This window comes from Chryseobacterium sp. FH1 (assembly GCF_000735135.1).
Lineage (GTDB): Bacteria > Bacteroidota > Bacteroidia > Flavobacteriales > Weeksellaceae > Epilithonimonas.
Window position 1 is genome coordinate 1063892 of record NZ_JPLZ01000006.1, and the last position, 19152, is coordinate 1083043.

Sequence of the window (19152 nt, forward strand, 5' to 3'; positions counted from 1 at the left end):
GTGTTAGGAGACAATTACTGCTATTCCTATTGATGGTTACAGTTGCTAATGTTTGGGGGCAAACCACTATAGCGTCTGATGGGCTCAATAATTCCACCTCCGCATTTAATTTGACTGGAGGAGCATATTACTCAGGTAGTTCTGCTACAGGGGACAGGGTTGCTAATTCTCCGTTCTTTAGTGAGGGTACACACGGGTATGGAGTGACGAATGGGACGGCAACTTTATTATCAAATAATATTAATACATCCGGATACTCTTCGGTTTCTGCTACATTTAAACTAGCGTCATTTTCTATTGGTTCTACAAGTAATGGAGCAGATGCAAATGATATTGTAACTGTAGAAATAAGCCCTGATGGTGGTACAAATTGGTATAGTACGGCCAGAGTTTTAGGGAATGCTAATGCTTACTGGTCATATAGTGCTGGCGGATTAGCTTCAACAGCTTATGACGGAAACGCCACACCTGTAGACTTCAGTTCCGCATCGGGTAATGCAGGTAGTGGAGGTTTTTCTACAGTTTCAGTAACTGGTTTACCGGCTGTAACAAATTTGAGAGTTAGAATAACACTTTTAAATAATGCTGCAGCTGAACGTTGGATTGTAGATGATTTTAAAGTGACAGGTACATCTGCTCCAACTTCTGCTCCGGTAGTAACCTCAGGTACCGGTTTTACTGGTACTGTAAACACACTGCTTTCAAACTTTCAGATTAGTGCGAGTAATAGTCCATCATCTTATGCCATAAATTCTGGTACTTTGCCTGCAGGTCTTAATTTTAATACAACCACAGGTATTATTTCGGGTACACCAACTGTCGCAGGCGCTGGATCAGTAACAGTAACAGCTACCAACGCTATTGGAACTAGTAGCCCGGTACCAGTAACTTATAATATCGCGAAAGCGGGACAAACAATTACCTTTGCTGTTCTGGCTGCAAGATCCTATGGAGATGCCAATTTCACATTGTCGGCTACTTCCAATTCTGGTCTAGCGGTTAGCTACGCAAGTTCTAATCCTGCGGTTGCCACGGTTTCTGGTAATACAGTTACAATCGTTGGAGTGGGAAACACTAATATCATTGCTTCTCAGGCAGGTGATGCCACATACAATCCGGCTACCGATGTTTCAAGATCGCTTGTTGTTAATACAAGATCGCTTACTGTAACAGGTTTAACGGCCGCTAACAAAGTTTACAACGCGTCAAATATTGCTTTAGTTGATGGCTCTCCAGTGCTTAATAATGTCCTTGATGGAGACGTTGGAAGTGTCACACTATCTGGAACGCCAACATTTACATTTGCAAATGCTAATATTGGAGCCAATAAAACCATAACAACCTCAGGTTTATCATTGACTGGTTCCAAGGCTTCCAACTACAGCCTAACACCTCCATCTCTAGTTGCATCTATTACTCCTAAACCATTGACGGTTACTAATGCAGTTGCGTACGATAAAACTTTTGATGGAACTACGATTGCAACGGTAACAGGCGGTACGCTCAACGGTGTAGAGCCAGCTGATGCTGCAACGGTACTGTTAGCTCCAAACGGTGTGTTTGCAACTTCTGATGCAGGAACAAATATAGCTGTAACGCTAAATCTAACAGGTAATACACTAAATAACTATACGCTGACCCAACCAGGTCTGACGGCTAATATTCTAAAAGCAGTGCAGGCTATTATTTTTGATGATATTCCTGTTGTTGTTCTACCGTCATCTTTGATAGATTTGAATGAATATGCATATTCTACACAGGGGTTAGAACTCACTTATGCAAGCTCCAATCCAGCTGTAGCATCCGTAACGGATAATATTCTGACACCTTTGGCAGCAGGAACAGTTACCATTACAGCTTCACAGGCGGGTGGTACTAATTATGATCCTGCAACTAGTGTTGAGAAGGTTGTGACAATTATTGCTACTCCTGTTGCTACTCCTGCAGACCCGATAACTTATACCTCAATTACTGCAAATTGGCTAGCTGTCCCAGGTGCTGAAAGGTATGCGTTGGATGTTTATAAAAAAGAAACAGGGGTAGGTGAAGTTGCTGAAACAGCTTCATGGAATTTTAATACAGCTTCTCCTGCTTTAGTTCCTAATGAAATTTCTATTTCTGCGATTTCACAGGGGAATAATAATGGTACAACTACATTAATAGATGGTGGATCTGCATCTTCTGGATATGTAGGTGCTTCTGGAGGTAATAATGCTGGAGCAGCGGCGAGAATTGGAGCTTTAAATACAGCTACAGGTGGAAGCGCTTATTTCCAATTTACAGTGACGCCAAATAATGGTAGTTTTACATTGACGGGGATAAGTTTTGGTACGCGTTCCACAGGAACAGGTCCCCAACTTTATACATTAAGATCCTCAGCAGATGGGTATACCACTGATATTGCAACTGGAACTATTAGTGGAACTTCTTGGAGTTTGAAAACAAATTCATCTCTGTCAGTAGTTGCAAATCAAGCGGTGATATTTAGATTGTATGGTTACAATGGTTCAGGTGGGGCCCAAGCAAGTACAGCTAACTGGCGTATAGATGATTTGTCTTTGAATGTAATAGTGCCAACAACAACAGAAGTTAAAAGTTATGTTTTAGAAAACGAAAATGTAGATAATGTAACTTCTTACACTGTGGCTAATCTAGAACAGAATACAGAATATTTCTATGTAGTAAGAGCCGTAAATGGAAGTGCGGTTACCGCTGATTCCAATGAAATAGATGTTACCACAAAGACAGGTATTGTTTGGAATGGAACAGCTTGGAGTAATGGTGATGGACCAACAGGTACAGAAGATGCAGAGATCATTGGTGCATACAATATCAACGAAGGATTTGAAGTTAACAATCTTACAATTGTAGGTGATGGGCTTTTAGCTATTCAGAATAATCAGGATGTTGTTGTAAATGGAACCATCTCGGTGTTTACAGATAACAGATTGGTTTTGGAGAATGATGCCAACCTGATCCAAACATCTGCAGGAGTTGATAATAATCCATCTATCAACCATGCAATTCTTGTGAAAAGATTTGCTTTGCTGCCAACCGTAGGTTACACTTTCTGGAGTTCTCCTGTCTCTGACCAAAATCTTTACAGCTTCTCAGATGGGTATAACTCTGCAAACGGAGGCACTGGCGACGGAACGCCTTGGAATAGATTCTTTGTCTATAATGAAGCCAACGACTATTTTGTGACCAATATTGCAGGCGAAATAACGCTTAACAATCAATCTATATTTGACACTGGTAGAGGATACGCAATCAAAGGAAAAAATACTTTTGGAAACATATTGCCATATCCTACGACAACATTCTCTTTCAGTGGTAAGATAAACAATGGTCAGTTGTTCTCACAAAATCTTAAGAATTCTTGCGCTCAAGAAGCAGGATGTGAGAAAGGGTACAATCTAGTTGGTAATCCGTACCCTTCAAGTATTGATTTCGAAGCCTTGTATAATGCTAACTCTTCTAAGATCTATGGTTCTGCTTATTTTTGGACCAATAATGACATTACTGCATTAACCCAACAAGGTTCTGGATATAGTGGTAACAACTATGCTATCTATAATCTAAGTGGCGGAACTCCGGCGGTGGAAGTAGATCCAAATCCAGGGAATGCTATAGAAGTTCCAAATGGTGTTGTTAAACTAGGGCAAGGTTTTATAGTAAAAGCAAAAGTTGCTGGAGTAGGTCAACCTTTGGAATTCAATAATGATATCAGATTGGGTTATGATCCGGGAGCAATTTTCTATAATAGTAGAACTGCTGTGGTCAAAGATCGTTTCTGGTTGACATTTACTTCGCCTACAAATATTTCGAACACAATATTGATGGCCTATTTGCCTCAGGCAACAAATGATTTTGAAATTAATTATGATGGTGAATTGTTTGTAATTGGTTCTGATTCTTTTTATTCTATACTGGGAGCCAGAAAACTGGCAATCCAAGGTAAAGCAGATTTTAATGCAGATGATAAAGTGGCATTAGGAAATGTATATTCAAAAGCTGGTGAGTATAAAATCTCTATCAAAAATAAAGAAGGAATCTTCACAAATGGTCAAAACATATATCTAAAAGATAAACAACTGAACAAGATCGTCAATTTGTCAGAACAAGATTATGTATTCCAGGCAACCAAAGGAACCAATAACACGCGTTTCGAGATTGTTTACAAAGATTCATCTTTCTTAGGTGCAGATGATATAATTAAGAAATCCGATTTCAATATTTATAAAGATGGAAATGCCTATGTTGTCGCTTCAACGAAACCATTAGGAAGAGTAGATGTTTACGATGTGAGCGGAAAACTTCTTAAGTCTATCAAAACCAACGATTCCACTCTAAGAATTGATGTTTTAGATTTACCTAACGGGGTTTATATCATCAAAGCCGAAAACTCTGGAGATATTCACACGAAGAAAATCATCAAATAAAAAAATGATTAACATACCCTGAATAGAGATTTCTATTTTTGAAGTAAAACGCTCTTCTATAGAGCGTTTTTTTTTAGCCATACTTTAGATTGATGAATAATTATACTTTTAGAATTACGCTCGCAATAACTAATTGTAATGGTTGTGTATAACAAACATTTGTTTCCGGACGGAAGAAAGATATGTTAAAGATGAATTAATAGGAAGTTAAACCCGTCTGTTGCCAAACAATGTATATTTGTGAGAGCTAACAATAAACTTTGTTTGAAATCGTCTACACAGAAGCCAAATTATATAAGCAGCATCATTGTCATGGATCCAGAATCCAAGCACCAACCAAGAAATATGACGATGGTTCAAATTATAGAGTCTGTTTATAAATGATTAAAAAATAAAATTTTTTAAGTATTTTTCTTTTCCCAACCCTAAAAGGATAGAAAACGCCTTGAAAATTCCATCAAAATTAATCCCTTAGGGTGGGGAAATAATTTTGTTGAATTTGAACAGCCTCTATAATTTGGTACTTTAAATTTAATTAATATTGAATTTGATTAAGTTTTAACATTTTTTTATATATTTACACCTTGAAAAATATGTTTTGTATTAAACAACCAATGAGAAAGTATTTATCATTAATATATGTAGTACTTAGTACTATGGCTTTTGCTCAGTTCCAGGACAATGTCTTCGAACAGGACAAGACAGTTGTGCAACCAAAATCTGAGTTAAATGCGACAGCAGAAGCTGATGATGGCCAGTCTTCATTTGGGAAAGTTCCCGATCCGGGAGATCAACAAGAAGCAGGACCTGGAAACCCAGGGGATCCAGTTGTTTCAATTGATGATTATATTCCAGCACTATTGCTTAGCGGATTACTTTTGGTGGTTTACTACCAGAGAAGAAATAAAAAGGTTAATATTTAATATATTTAAATCCGGAATTTTTTTAAATTTCGGATTTGTTTTTCATTATGTACAGAGATTTTCTTAAGCCGATTTTTGATTTTTCTTTAGCATTGGCTTTGATACTTGTTCTATCGCCGGTTTTTATTTTGTTGATTCTTTTGCTTTATTTCTTCAATCAGAAAAATGTTTTCTTTTTTCAACAAAGACCTGGCAAAAACGAACGTGTCTTCAAAATCATAAAGTTCAAGACAATGACGGATGAAAAGGATGCTTCTGGACAACTTTTGCCAGACGAGTTCCGATTGACCAAAATGGGAAAATTTGTAAGAAAAACTTCTTTGGATGAACTTCCACAACTACTCAATGTTTTGAAGGGTGATATGAGTTTTATAGGGCCAAGACCGCTTTTGGTAAGCTATCTATCGTTATACGATAGTGAGCAAAAAAGGAGACACGATATAAAACCAGGCATCACAGGTTGGGCCCAGGTCAATGGAAGAAATGCAATAAGCTGGGAGAAAAAATTTGAATACGATGTGTGGTATGTAGATCATCAGACTTTTTTACTAGACATGAAAATTTTTTTATTGACTATAAAGAAAGTGGTGAAAAGCGAAGGAATCAATACTGCTGGACAAGCAACAACAGAAAATTTTAAAGGGAATAATGGCTAACGATATTTGCATATTGGGTGCAGGAGGTCACGCAAAAGTGGTAATAGAAATCGCTGAACAGACAGGTTATAAAATTGCAGAAATTTTTGATCAGAATGAAGATGTAACGGAAGTGTTGCAATATCAGGTAAATCACGATCTCGAAAATCTTTCTCAATGCAAAAATGTTTTCTTGGCCTTGGGAAGTAATCAAAGCAGAAAGATGAATGCAGAGAGTTTTTCCACGATCAAGTCTAATCTGATCCACCCTTCTGCTATCATATCTAAAAATATTATTATAGGTTTTGCTAATGTTATGATGGCTGGTTCCATCATCAACTCCTCTACCAAAATAGGAAATCATTGTATTATCAATACGGGTGCTACTATAGATCATGATTGTGTGATCGAAGATTTCGTGCATATCTCACCAAGTGTTGCTTTGGCAGGGAATGTAAAAGTACAGGAAGGTGCACAGGTGGGAATTGGTGCCTGTGTAAAACAAAATATAAATATTGGGAAGTGGGCTATTGTAGGCGCTGGAGCGGTTGTTGTAAATGATGTTCCAGATTTTACTGTAGTAATTGGAAACCCTGCAAGGGTTGTAAAGACTTTAGCATAGTTTTAAAAAGTGTGTTTTTTTTCCGTAATCATATTGTGATTATGTTGATTATTTTTTTATTTTCTTGGAGAATTTAAGATTATCTGTTTTGTATATTTAATAATACAATATTTAATCAATATATTTAAATGAATTGTAATATCTTTGCAATCGAAAAAACTAATTGGAAATGGATTCTAAAATTTGGCTATCATCACCTCATATGGGAGGTGGAGAAATGAAATATATTCAAGAAGCATTTGAACATAATTGGGTTGCACCGCTAGGGAAAAATGTTGACGAATTTGAAGTGGCTATAGAGCGTTTTCTGGATGAAGATAAATTTGTAGCAGCATTGAGTTCCGGTACTGCAGCTTTACATTTAGCATTAATTCAATTAGGTGTGGGCTATGAGGACGAGGTTATTTGTCAATCATTTACTTTCTCTGCGTCGGCGAATCCAATAAAATATCTTGGAGCGACGCCGGTTTTTGTGGATTCCGACAAAACCAATTGGAACATGTCACCTGAGTTTCTGGAAATAGCCATTCAGGATCGAATTAAAAATCATAAAAAGCCAAAAGCTGTCATCGTTGTGCATCTTTATGGGATGCCCGCTAAAATGGATGACATCTTGCAAGTTTGTAACAAGTACGATATTCCATTAGTAGAAGATAGTGCAGAATCATTAGGTTCAACCTATAAAGGTCAAAAGTGCGGGACATTCGGAGAATTTGCACTGTTGTCATTTAATGGTAACAAGATTATCACAACTTCTGGAGGTGGCGCATTGGTCACTAATACAAACGATCAAAAGGACAAAACTATTTTTCTATCTACGCAAGCAAGAGATCAAGCACCGCATTATCAGCATTCCGAAGTGGGGTACAATTACAGATTGAGTAATATCTGTGCAGGAATCGGAAGAGGGCAGATGGAAGTTTTGGATGACAGAGTTGCACAAAGAAGAGCCAATCACGATTTTTACAAAGATTTGTTTTCAGGTATAGACGCGGTGGATGTTTTTACAGAAATCAATCCTGACTTTTATTCAAATCATTGGCTCACTAGTATTACATTAAATAAAAATCTAACTGCAAAGACGAATCATGATTTCATGAATGCCTTTGCAGAGAAAAATATAGAAACGCGACCATTGTGGAAGCCAATGCACCTACAACCAGTTTTCAAAGATTGTCCGTATTACGGGGAAAACGTTGCAGAAGAATTATTCAACCAAGGTCTATGTTTACCTTCTGGTTCCAACTTAACAAATGATGATAAAAAAAGAATTTATGGAGTAATTACTAATTTTCAATTTTAACTAGCCAAACATGGATAAGGAAAAAAATCTCAAGAGATTTTCGCTCAATGATAATGTATTGGATCTTGCGGATCTGAAATTCCTGCCAAGATGGGTCATTTTAATTATCGATTTATTAATAGTACTTGTCTCTCTCTTTATCTCCCATTTACTGATACTAGGTTTGGATGTGAAACATTATCAAGTGTATCCACTCTCTTATGTCTTTGGTTTCATCATCGCGGTCAATGTTTTGTACATGTATATTTTCAAAACATATCTTGGAGTGATAAGACATTCTACTTTTGTCGATCTCTTCAAGATTTTTTTGGCAAATCTATGTGGCGTTTTAACGATTGTTATTATCAATTATACTTACTTTTTGAGTTCATCAGAAAAAGTAGTTCTGATTCCTTTTTTGGGATTGTATTTTGCTATTTCTTGCTTGTTTTTATTTGTATTTAGGCTTTGTGTAAAAGGCTTTTTTAATATCATCAAAGAAAATAAAAGAAGTGGCAGCAGGAAAAAAATATACATATTGGGTGATGATGATACATCTGTAGCCATTGCCCAAGTCATTCTTTCTAATCCAAACTTACCATTTGATATCAAAGGTTTTATCTCTTACCATGATAAAAAGGTAAGTATCAAACTTTTGGATAAGCCTATCATCACCAAATCGAATTTCATTAAGAATCTAAAAAATGGAGTCAGTGATGTTTCTGGCGTTTTGGTCATCAAAGAAGCTTTGCAAAGAGAAGAGTTAGATTTTTGGGTGAATGTATTTCTAGAAAATAATCTTAAGATTTACAAGGCTCCATCTCTTCAAAAATTGCGTAGCAATGAAATGATCAATCAGATCAATACCATTCAGATCGAGGATCTTCTCAATAGAAGACCCATAAAACTGGATAATTTGGAAGTGAAAAAAAGACACTTCCAAAAAACAATTTTGGTAACTGGTGGTGCTGGCTCTATAGGTAGAGAGATTGTAAGACAGGTCGCACTTTTGGAACCTTTGCAAATTGTGATATTGGATCAGTCTGAAACGCCATTGTATGACACCGAGTTGGAGATGAAGGAGACTTATCCTCATATCAATTTCAAATTTGTCTTGGCAGATATCTCCAACCTTAGCCGATTAGAGCCTATCTTCAAGAAGTATAATTTTTCTATGGTGTATCACGCGGCAGCATACAAACATGTGCCACTAGTAGAAGAAAATCCTCACGAGGCTGTTTTGGTAAATGTGATGGGTACCAAAAATCTGGCACTTCTGGCAAGCAAATACGGTGTCAATAGATTTGTCATGGTCTCGACAGACAAAGCTGTGAATCCTACGAATGTGATGGGAGCATCCAAAAGAGTAGCTGAGTTGTTTGTACAATCCTTGCAAAATTTAGAAGGGAACTCTACAAAATTTATTACCACTCGTTTTGGAAATGTGCTAGGATCCAATGGATCTGTAATTCCCCATTTCAGAAAACAAATAGAAAAGGGAGGTCCGGTCACAATCACTCATCCTGACATTGTAAGGTATTTTATGACCATTGCAGAAGCTTGCGAATTGGTTTTGAATGCCGGGACTATGGGACAAGGTGGTGAGATCTATGTTTTTGATATGGGAGAACCTGTGAAGATTTTGGATCTTGCTAAGAGAATGATCAAGTTATCAGGATTTGAGCCCGACATTGATATCAAAATTATCTACACAGGTTTAAGACCTGGCGAAAAACTGTATGAAGAACTTTTAAGCGACAATGCTCGTACGCTACCAACGTCTCACGAAAAAATTATGATTTCCAAAGATCCGTCTATGCAGTTTGAAGAAATTGATGAACTCACGGAGCTTGTAATAGAGTTTTCCAAGAAAGAAGAGAAGCAGGAAATTGTGAGAATACTGAAATCTATCGTAAAAGAATTTAAAAGCAATAATTCTATTTATGAATCGTTAGATAAATAAGAATCCCTATATTTGCAAACCCTCAATTTAAGAAAACATTTATGAGAAGAGTTTTATCCATAGTTTTTATGGCTTCATTATTTTGTGTAATATTTTCATGTAAGGCAAAAGAAGATATCGACTATATGAAGAATATAGAGAGTGTTGCAATTCAAACCTCCAAACAAAATTCAAAATTCACAATACAAACCGGCGATCAACTAGTTATTTTGGTTTCAGCAAAAGATATGGATGTTGTAAAACCTTTTAATCAAAATTACTCCTCTAGTGAGATTTCTCAGTACTCATTACCAAGTAGTAATTTACCATTGCAAGGGCAAAGTTCTGTTTCTGGGCCAACATATATTGTAGATTCCAATGGATTTATCCAGTTTCCAATTTTGGGCAATCTAGATACTAAGGAAAAAACTTTGGAGCAGTTTCGTGAGATTCTTAAAGAAAGGTTAGCACAGTATGTAAAGGATCCTGGGGTGAGCATTAGGAATACAAATTTCACGGTCACTGTCTTGGGAGAGGTCAATAGAACAGGTCAATTCTTAATAACAGCTGGTCAATCTGCTACGTTACTTAATGCAATTGGTCTTGCAGGAGACTTGACGATATATGGGCAAAGGAAAAATGTATTGATCGTTAGGAATGTTGATGGAAACACTACTACTCAGAATATTGATCTTACAAATGCTGAGTTTATCAACTCGCCTTATTATTATTTAAAACAGAATGATGTGATCTATGTTTCTCCTAATAATTCTAGAAAAAATGCATCGGCGTATGGTCCGCAAACTGGGGTATGGATTTCTGTTGCATCAGTCGTTGTAGGTCTATTCGCGCTTCTATTCAGGTAAATAATTTCATTTTAGCAACACTAATAATGGAAAAAACAACTAATAACCCACCTGATTTTGACATTTATTCACTTTTAAAGCCATATTTAGCAAAATGGTATTGGTTTTTAATTAGTGGAGTTATTTTTATCCTAGTAGCTATTTTATACATCAAAACCGCAACGCCAATCTATAGTATTCAAGGAGCAGTCCTGATAAAAGATGCTAAAAAATCTATCTCTGGATCCCCCATGGGTTCTGTAGGTATTCTGGATGGCCTCTCAGGTTTTGGTGGTATGAGTACTAATAGTATTGAAAATGAAATTGAGATTTTCAAGTCCAAAAAGCTTGTAAGGGATATAGTTTCTTTGAACTCGTTACAGACTACCATCTATAGTACAGAAGAATTAAGAAAAAAAGAACTTTTTGGAGATACGGCACCAATAATCATTCATGTTTTAACTGAAAAAAAGAATAAAAAATTCCCTAAAAAAAATTTTCTATTACATTATAAAGAAGATAATCTCGAATTAGAGTCAGATGAATTCGAAATCAAGAAGACTTACAATTATGGGAAATTAATTAATCTTCCTTTTGCTAATATTATAATTACAAAGAACAAACACTTTGATGCTGAAAAGGCTGAGAAAATAGGCAATGTCTTTGAAATTAATTTTTCTACATTGGAATCTTGTGCTACCTCTACTCAAAGACAGATTCAGGTAGATCTTGCTGATAAAGATGCAACCGTAATAAATCTTGCCATTGAAGGTCCTCAGGTTGACAAGGCAACACTTATTCTAAATGAATTGATAGCGGCATATAACAAAGATGCAATACTAGATAAAAATTCGGAGTCTCAAAAGACTAAAGAGTTTATTGATGATAGAATTAATAAAATTTCCAGAGAGTTGAGTGATGTTGAAGATGAAAAAGAACGTTTTAAAACAAAGAATAAAATATCTGACATACTCACCGAAGCAAAAATAAATCTAGAATCATCAGCAGAAGCAAAAATGAAACAACTGGAGTTGGATGCGCAACTGGAGTTGACAAATAATTTGCTTTCATATTTGAACAAACAAAACAACACCCAGGTTTTGCCTTCTAATGTAGGGCTTAATAATGCAGATTCAAATAGTTCAATAAGTGCATATAATAGATTAGTTTTGGAAAGAAACCGAATACTGGAAAATGCAACACCTCAGAATCCGCTTGTTATAGATATTACAAAACAAATCAACTCTATGAAGGAGGCTGTTGCAGAATCTCTTTCGAAAAACAAGATGGGTTTGCAAATTTCGCTTAATGAGTATGTTGGTGAGCAAGGTGCAATTGATTCTAAAATAATAAAAATTCCTTATCAAGAAAAACTGTTTAGAAGTTTGGAAAGACAGCAACAGATAAAAGAAAGTCTCTATTTGCTATTGCTCCAGAAGAGAGAGGAGACTGCGATTTCACTTGCCGTTGTTGCTCCGAAAGCAAGAACAGTAGAACCTGTTTTTGTATCAGATAAGCCTGTGGCACCAAAAAAAATGATTACAATGGTAGTAGCTTTGCTGTTTGCTGCTTTGATTCCCTTTTCATATATCTATACAAAAGAGCTTTTCAACACTAAGATTGTCAGTAAGAACGATATCAAGAAATATTCCGATTTGCCAATTATTGCAGAACTTCCTTCAATTAATAAAAATGTAGATCATTTGATCAGAAAAAATGATTTTTCACCATTGGCCGAAGCATTTAGGATACTTGTTACGAATATGGGATTTATGTTGGATGTAGCTAGCTCTTCGAAAATCATTTTTGTAACATCATCAATAAAGGGGGAAGGGAAAACTTTTGTATCAATGAATCTTGCTTTGACACTTTCTAATTCTAGCAAAGTCATCATTATCGGAGCGGATATTAGAAATCCTCAACTGCAGAGATATGATCAGATAAAAAAACAAGTAAAAGGATTGTCGGAATTTTTATATGACAGCTCAATTTCAATAGATGATATTGTTCTTAAAAATCCGATGAATGATAAAAGTGATATAATATATTCTGGGATGATCCCGCCCAATCCTACAGAACTTTTGAAGAACGGTAGGTTTGAGGTGCTGTTGGAAATACTAAAAACCAGATACCAATATATTATTATTGATACAGCTCCGTTATTATTGGTGACGGATACGCTCACAATCGCAAAATATGCCGATCTCAAACTTTATGTTACGAGATCTAAATATACTGAGAAAGCTCTAATAGAGTTTATAGATGAAACTGTAAAATCAGGAAAATTAAATAAAGTAGCTCTTGTTTTGAATGACATATCCAGTGATGATTTTGGATATGGAAACAAATTTGGCTATGGTTACAATAATTAGTAATAGTAATGGATAACGTAAAAGAGAGAGTAGAGGAGATTAATTTCAGAGAACTTATAAAACCATACCTTACGCGCTGGCATTGGTTTGTGATAAGTGTTTTTATCATGGGGGTTTTGGCTGTCGTTTACACAAAATTCTCAACACCTATTTATAGTATACGCTCTTCTGTGCTCATTAAGGATGCGAAGAAAATGTCTAATGCATCTGGAGATTTTGGCGTGCTTGCAGGCTTAGGAGGATTTGCTGGGATGGGAACCAATAGTATTGAGAATGAGCTAGAGGTTTTCAAATCAAAAAATATTCTGGAAGATGTTGCGCGTAATTTAAAATTAGAGACATCTATCTTCTCAAGAGAAAAGTATCATGATGTAGAGCTTTATAGAGATACAAATCCTTTCAATATCATAGTGGTAAACGAAAAGGAGTACGAAGAATTACCAGAGAAACCAGTCGATATTACCATCAAAGGAGACGTAATTACACTATCTTCTGAAGAGTTCAAAAAAGGTAATATTGTTACGACTTACAACAAAATGATCAACTTGCCTTACGCTAATTTTATGATCGTGAAAAATCCTAAGTTTAATCGTAAGAAAGTTAAAAAACTAGACTTAAAAGAGTTCTACTTCAAGTATTCACATTTGAGTGATATTGTAGATGACTTCCAGAAATCTATAGATATTGATCTTTTGGATAAAGATGCTACAGTGATTGGGCTGTCATTGTCATATCCCAACAAGGATAAAGCAATAGACATCTTAGATGATATGGTGAGGGTGTACAATTTGTATGCGACTACTGACAAGAATACAGAGTCTAGCAAAACAAAAGATTTTATAGATGACAGGATACAAATTATCTCTAATGAATTAGGTGAGGTAGAAACAGAGAAAGAACAATTCAAAATTGATAATAATGTAATTGACATAGGTGCAGAATCCCGTCTCAATTTGCAGATTTCTACCGAAGCGAAAAGAAGGATGTTGGACATCGATACGCAGATAGAAATTACAAATGTTTTGATTGACTATGTAAATTCTCAGGGTAGTAACTCGTATCAGTTGATGCCAACAAACATAGGTATAGATAATTCTACATCTGCTGCTTCTAACATTTCCATGTATAATAAACTTATTCTGGACAGAAATAGGATGTTGGAAAATGCGACTACAGAAAATCCACTCGTGGTTGATATTACAAAGGAAATCAATGCCTTGAGAGGAGCTATGAAGGAAAGTCTTTATAAGAATCTAGCATCACTTAAGTCTACAAAGTCGTTTACATCCGGGTATGAAGGTTCTGCTGATAATAAAATGAGTAGAGTTCCTAGACAGGAAAAGCTTTTTAGGAATATCGAAAGACAACAAGGAATAAAGGAAAACTTGTATCTTCTATTATTGCAAAAAAGAGAGGAAGCTGCAATTACAATGGCGATAACTAGTGACAAAGCTCGTTCCGTAGATTCTGCTTATGCGCTTAAAAAACCAGTGGCTCCAAAAAAGATGTTGACCTTGCTAGGAGCAATGATTTTTGGTACATTGATACCTTTCGCGTTTATCTATACCAGAGAATTACTAAATAATAAATTGCTTAATAAGCATGATTTGGATAAATTAAGCTCTAATCCTATTTTATCTGAAATTCCTAGACTTGGAAGGAGAGACGATGAAACTATAAAACCAAACGACATCACCCCATTAGCAGAATCCTTCAGGATTTTGGTTACAAATCTAAGTTTTATGTTACCGAAAAAACAGGATGCAAAAGTTATATTTGTAACCTCTACAATCAAAGGTGAAGGTAAAACATTCGTTTCTGTCAACTTATCGTTAGCATTAGCTTCCCCGAAGAGAAAAGTTGTAGTGATAGGCTCAGATATCAGGAATCCACAATTGCAGAGATATAATCCTTCTATGAAAAATGTAAAAGGACTTACAGAATTTCTATATAATGATGATAGTGAGATTGATGACTTGATACACCCTAGTGGCTTTAATAATAACTGTGATTTCATCTATTCAGGAAGCATTCCGCCAAATCCCACAGATCTTTTACAAAATGGCAGGTATGAATTGCTATTAGAATCCTTGAAAGACAAATATGATTATATCATTTTAGATACTGCTCCATTGATGCTGGTGACAGATTCATTCCTGATTTCCAGTGTTGCAGATGCCACGATCTATGTTACAAGATCCGAAGTAACAGAGAAGAGTTTTATAGAGTTCGCAAATAGTAATATTGACTCCAATAAGATTATCAATGTTGGATTTGTAGTGAATGATGTTCATAAAACCAACTTTGGTTATGGAAATAAATATGGCTACGGATACCAGATGGAAGAAAAAAAATGGTGGCAGATTTTTAAAAAATAAATAAAACTAACAGGTTTATCAGCATTTCAAAAAATGTTTCTGATATCAAGTAATAATGGCTAAATCAATAAAAAGTAATTTTGTATATAATCTAATAAACACTAGTTTAGGTATACTTTTTCCTTTGATCTCGTTTCCCTATGCTTCAAGAATATTGATGGCAGAGGGAATCGGTGAGGTCAATTTTTTTCAGTCTATTATTCAATATGTATTATTACTTACCTCATTGGGAATTCCCATGTATGCTATTCGAGAAATAGCTAAAGTGCGAGACGATGTAACAGTAAGAAATAAAACGCTCTTAGAGGTATTGATTTTAAATTTGATATTGACTGTAATAGGCTATTTTCTAATATTTATTATTACTCTGACAGTAGCTAAAATACAAGTCAATATTCCTCTTTTCCTCATTCTTAGCCTTTCCATAATTCTTACAACCGTTGGATGCGATTGGTTCTATCAAGGGGTAGAAGATTTTAAATATATTACTATACGTGGTATTATTGTCCGCTCATTATCTCTCATTCTTTTGTTCTTATTGGTCAAGACGCAGCAGGATATTTTGTATTATGCCATTTGCATCACCATAGGCTCTGTAGGAGGTAATGTTTTTAATTTTTTCAGATTAAGAAAGTATATAAAGGTATCAGATATAAGTTCTGACTTAAAACCATTCAGACATCTGAAGCCCGTTCTCAGGATATTTGTTCTTAATTTGATTATCAGCATCTACATCAACCTTAATGTTATCATGCTGGGATTTATGAAAAGTAATGAGAGTGTCGGTCTCTTTACCTCCGCTACAAAATTGACACATGTGATTCTAACGATGGTTACTTCGTTAGGTGTTGTACTGTTGCCTCGCATGTCCAATATGATTCAAAATAATCAACTATCAGAGTTCCGGGAGTTAGCACAAAAGTCACTTGATATCATTGTTGCATTGACTTTACCGATATCATTTGGACTTATTCTGCTAGCAGATTTTGTGATTCCGATATTCTGTGGAGATACTTATGTGGATGCAATATTGACACTTAAGATACTGTCTCCGATCATTATTTTCATAGGCATTTCCAATGTATTGGGAATACAGATTCTCTATCCACAAGGACATGAGAAAATTGTGATTTTTTCAACAGCAATTGGTGCCATTGTTAATTTTATACTTAACTTATGGCTCATACCACTCTACAGTCAAAATGGAGCTGCTGTTTCAACCTTATTTGCGGAGCTCCTTGTAACTGTCATGATGTGTTGGATTGGTAAAAGATTGATTTGGGTAAAATGGAAAAAACAATATTGGATATATGCGCTTGCCACATTAGCCATGGTTGTTGCTGTTTCTTTGATTAAAAAGATCAATCTTGGTTTTATGCAAGATTTCGCGATCTCAATTTTAGCAGGATTTATTATATATCTCTTATTCTTAAAATTTACCAAAGATCCCTTGTATATTACTGCAAGAGATATTCTGAGTAATAAACTAAATATAAAAACCAATACAAATGATAAATGATTTGTTGACTGTCGAAGCAGGATTCTGCGAACTAAGATTTGCAAAGCCAGCCAGACAAAATAAAAAAGACCTTTTTTAAGATTGTAAAATTTTTTTTACAACGATTAAATAAAATATTTTAATAATATTATCCCCTGATTGATGTTTCCGTATCTGTTTGTTTTTGCGATTAGTATATTTTCCACATATCTGGCTCAGATCTCTCTGAACCGGAAAAATAAAGTTCTATTCTTTGTTTTTTCGGCAATTGCAATACTTACACCCTCATTATTGGCAGGTTTTAGAGATTCTGGCGTTGGAACAGATACAAAAATATATGTAGATTCTGTATGGAATCAGTTTAAACATATTCAGAGTTGGGGACAGTTTTATAAGTATTATAAGAATGATGCCTTCGCTGATATAGAGTTTGTATATCTATTACTTAATTTTGTAGGATCCCGTTTTGGAACCGATGTTCACATTATATATTTTTTAACAAGCTTCGTTATTGTTTTGTTTGTTTATTTGACAGCGTATGACAATAGGAAAAAGGCTTATATGTGGCTGGTGATGTTTGTATTTCTATTTGGTTTTTACAATCAGTCACTCAACCTGGTCCGACAAACCATCTGTTTGACTTTGTGTTTGTATGGATTCAAATATTTGGAAGAAAAGAAGTGGATCAAGTTTATTTTATTATTGATTGTAATTAAGTATACACATAACACGGGGATCTTTTATTTTGGTTTTATAGGTGCGTACATATTAGCAGTTTCAAAATATAAGGCGAAACACTTGGTACTATTCACTACACTTACTTGCTGTGTATTCATATTTATGTACTTCGATTACATCGTAGGTTTATTTGTAGTTCTGGGCATTCTACCGCAGAAATTTTTATACTACCTCAGTGGAGATACAATTAACTATGTTTTTGTATTTATTTTCCACTTTGCAATAAGTATGATTTTATTAGTAGCTTTAATTTTCAACATAAAATCAAATGAAAAAGATAAATTAATATCCTACATGTTTCTAAACTTATTAGGATCGATTCTCATTCTTACAGCATTAGTTTCTGTCTGGTCATTCAGAGTAGCATTTTACTTCTTATTTATCAGTGAGTGTATCTTGCTTCCAAGAGCATTATTTCTGATGAGAAAACATAAATTAGAATATTCAATATTAATACTTCTTGTAGTATCCATGTTTTTCACATATTGGTTTACGACTATTGCCTATTATAATGAAAATGAAACTTATCCTTATAAATCCGAAATATTAGAGTAGCTCTTTAATACTGTTTTATTATGAATTTAAAAATATTAGTTTGTTGTCTCAAGGATGACTTAAAAGTTGAAAACGAGTATTATTTGCCAATTCACGTTGGGAAAAAAACATCTGATAAAAATTTGCAGATGACTGGCGATGACACAGGGGATAACATAAGCTTGAAAAACCCTAATTATTGTGAGTTGACGGGTATATATTGGGCTTGGAAAAACTTGAAGAATGTTGATTATATTGGTTTATGCCATTACAGGAGATACTTCAATTTTGATAATGCCTTGTTTTCATCACCCAGTAAAAGATTAGGAACTGAAAATTTTAAAAAATCAGAATTCAATATATCTGACAAAGTAAAAGACAGTTTGAAAAAAGGAAATGTGATTGTACCTATATCTGAAAGTTTCCGAGTATCTTTATATATAGACTATTGTGTAAGGCACTATAGCGAGGACTTAAGATTTCTGGAAAAAGTCATCAAAAAACAAGATACAAAGTATTCTAATGCTTTCGATAAGATAATGTATGAAAATAATGAGCTTTATCCATACAACATGTTTATTATGTCATGGCAGGAATTTGATAAATATTGTACATGGCTATTTCCTATATTGGAAGAAATTGAGCAGTCTATCGATATTTCAAAATATGATTTCTATCAAAAAAGAATCTATGGATTTATGGCAGAAAGATTGTTTAACATATACGTAGAAGCCAATCAGCTAAAAGTAGATGAGCGACAGGTTCTTTTTGTGAGCGATGACAATTATAAGGTTTTGCCATATCTTTTTTTCGAAGCAAAAAGAATATTTAACAAATTGGTTTCAAAGCTGGCAAGTCCACCGCGGAAATTTTTCAGCAATAAATAATCGTTTGCAGTAAAATTGATTTTTACTTTAAATTATTTTTTATAAATTTATAAT

At 34.9% G+C, this 19152-nt stretch carries 12 protein-coding genes; all 12 read left to right on the top strand.

Going from position 1 to position 19152, the window contains the following annotated elements; all coding sequences use genetic code 11:
• Nucleotides 1-32: 32 nt before the first annotated feature.
• The 12 genes from IO90_RS11760 to IO90_RS11815 all read left to right on the top strand — a co-directional run bounded on the left by IO90_RS11760 (nucleotide 33) and on the right by IO90_RS11815 (nucleotide 19098).
• On the top strand, nucleotides 33-4442 hold the full coding sequence (locus tag IO90_RS11760) for a YDG domain-containing protein (RefSeq protein ID WP_034966673.1): 4410 nt from the start codon (nucleotides 33-35) through the stop codon (nucleotides 4440-4442).
• A gap of 656 nt (nucleotides 4443-5098) precedes the next feature.
• Nucleotides 5099-5365, top strand: coding sequence for a hypothetical protein (locus IO90_RS11765; RefSeq protein WP_034966675.1), 267 nt, complete (start codon nucleotides 5099-5101; stop codon nucleotides 5363-5365).
• 47 nt (nucleotides 5366-5412) lie between these two features.
• Nucleotides 5413-6021 carry a sugar transferase gene (locus IO90_RS11770; protein ID WP_034966677.1) on the top strand — a complete coding sequence of 203 codons (609 nt, stop codon included), beginning with the start codon at nucleotides 5413-5415 and terminating at the stop codon, nucleotides 6019-6021.
• Nucleotides 6014-6622 (top strand): acetyltransferase, encoded by a 609-nt coding sequence (locus IO90_RS11775; protein WP_228374681.1) that lies wholly within the window; start codon nucleotides 6014-6016, stop codon nucleotides 6620-6622. The genes IO90_RS11770 and IO90_RS11775 overlap by 8 nt, the downstream gene beginning before the upstream one ends.
• A 169-nt stretch (nucleotides 6623-6791) precedes the next feature.
• Nucleotides 6792-7925 (top strand): DegT/DnrJ/EryC1/StrS family aminotransferase, encoded by a 1134-nt coding sequence (locus IO90_RS11780; RefSeq protein WP_076768783.1) that lies wholly within the window; start codon nucleotides 6792-6794, stop codon nucleotides 7923-7925.
• A gap of 10 nt (nucleotides 7926-7935) precedes the next feature.
• Nucleotides 7936-9867, top strand: a complete 1932-nt coding sequence (locus IO90_RS11785) for a polysaccharide biosynthesis protein (RefSeq protein WP_034966680.1) — start codon at nucleotides 7936-7938, stop codon at nucleotides 9865-9867.
• Nucleotides 9868-9908: 41 nt separating this feature from the next.
• Nucleotides 9909-10712, top strand: a complete 804-nt coding sequence (locus tag IO90_RS11790; protein WP_034966682.1) for a polysaccharide biosynthesis/export family protein — start codon at nucleotides 9909-9911, stop codon at nucleotides 10710-10712.
• A gap of 26 nt (nucleotides 10713-10738) precedes the next feature.
• Nucleotides 10739-13063: a GumC family protein gene (locus IO90_RS11795; RefSeq protein WP_051878592.1), complete on the top strand. Its 2325-nt coding sequence runs from the start codon at nucleotides 10739-10741 to the stop codon at nucleotides 13061-13063.
• Nucleotides 13064-13071: 8 nt separating this feature from the next.
• Nucleotides 13072-15441, top strand: a complete 2370-nt coding sequence (locus tag IO90_RS11800) for a GumC family protein (RefSeq protein ID WP_034966684.1) — start codon at nucleotides 13072-13074, stop codon at nucleotides 15439-15441.
• A gap of 55 nt (nucleotides 15442-15496) precedes the next feature.
• Complete coding sequence (locus tag IO90_RS11805) at nucleotides 15497-16960, top strand: flippase (protein ID WP_034966685.1); 1464 nt, start codon at nucleotides 15497-15499, stop codon at nucleotides 16958-16960.
• Between the two features lie 141 nt (nucleotides 16961-17101).
• Nucleotides 17102-18232, top strand: a complete 1131-nt coding sequence (locus IO90_RS19245) for an EpsG family protein (RefSeq protein WP_034966687.1) — start codon at nucleotides 17102-17104, stop codon at nucleotides 18230-18232.
• A gap of 20 nt (nucleotides 18233-18252) precedes the next feature.
• Nucleotides 18253-19098 (top strand): DUF4422 domain-containing protein, encoded by an 846-nt coding sequence (locus tag IO90_RS11815; protein ID WP_034966689.1) that lies wholly within the window; start codon nucleotides 18253-18255, stop codon nucleotides 19096-19098.
• Nucleotides 19099-19152 lie beyond the last annotated feature (54 nt).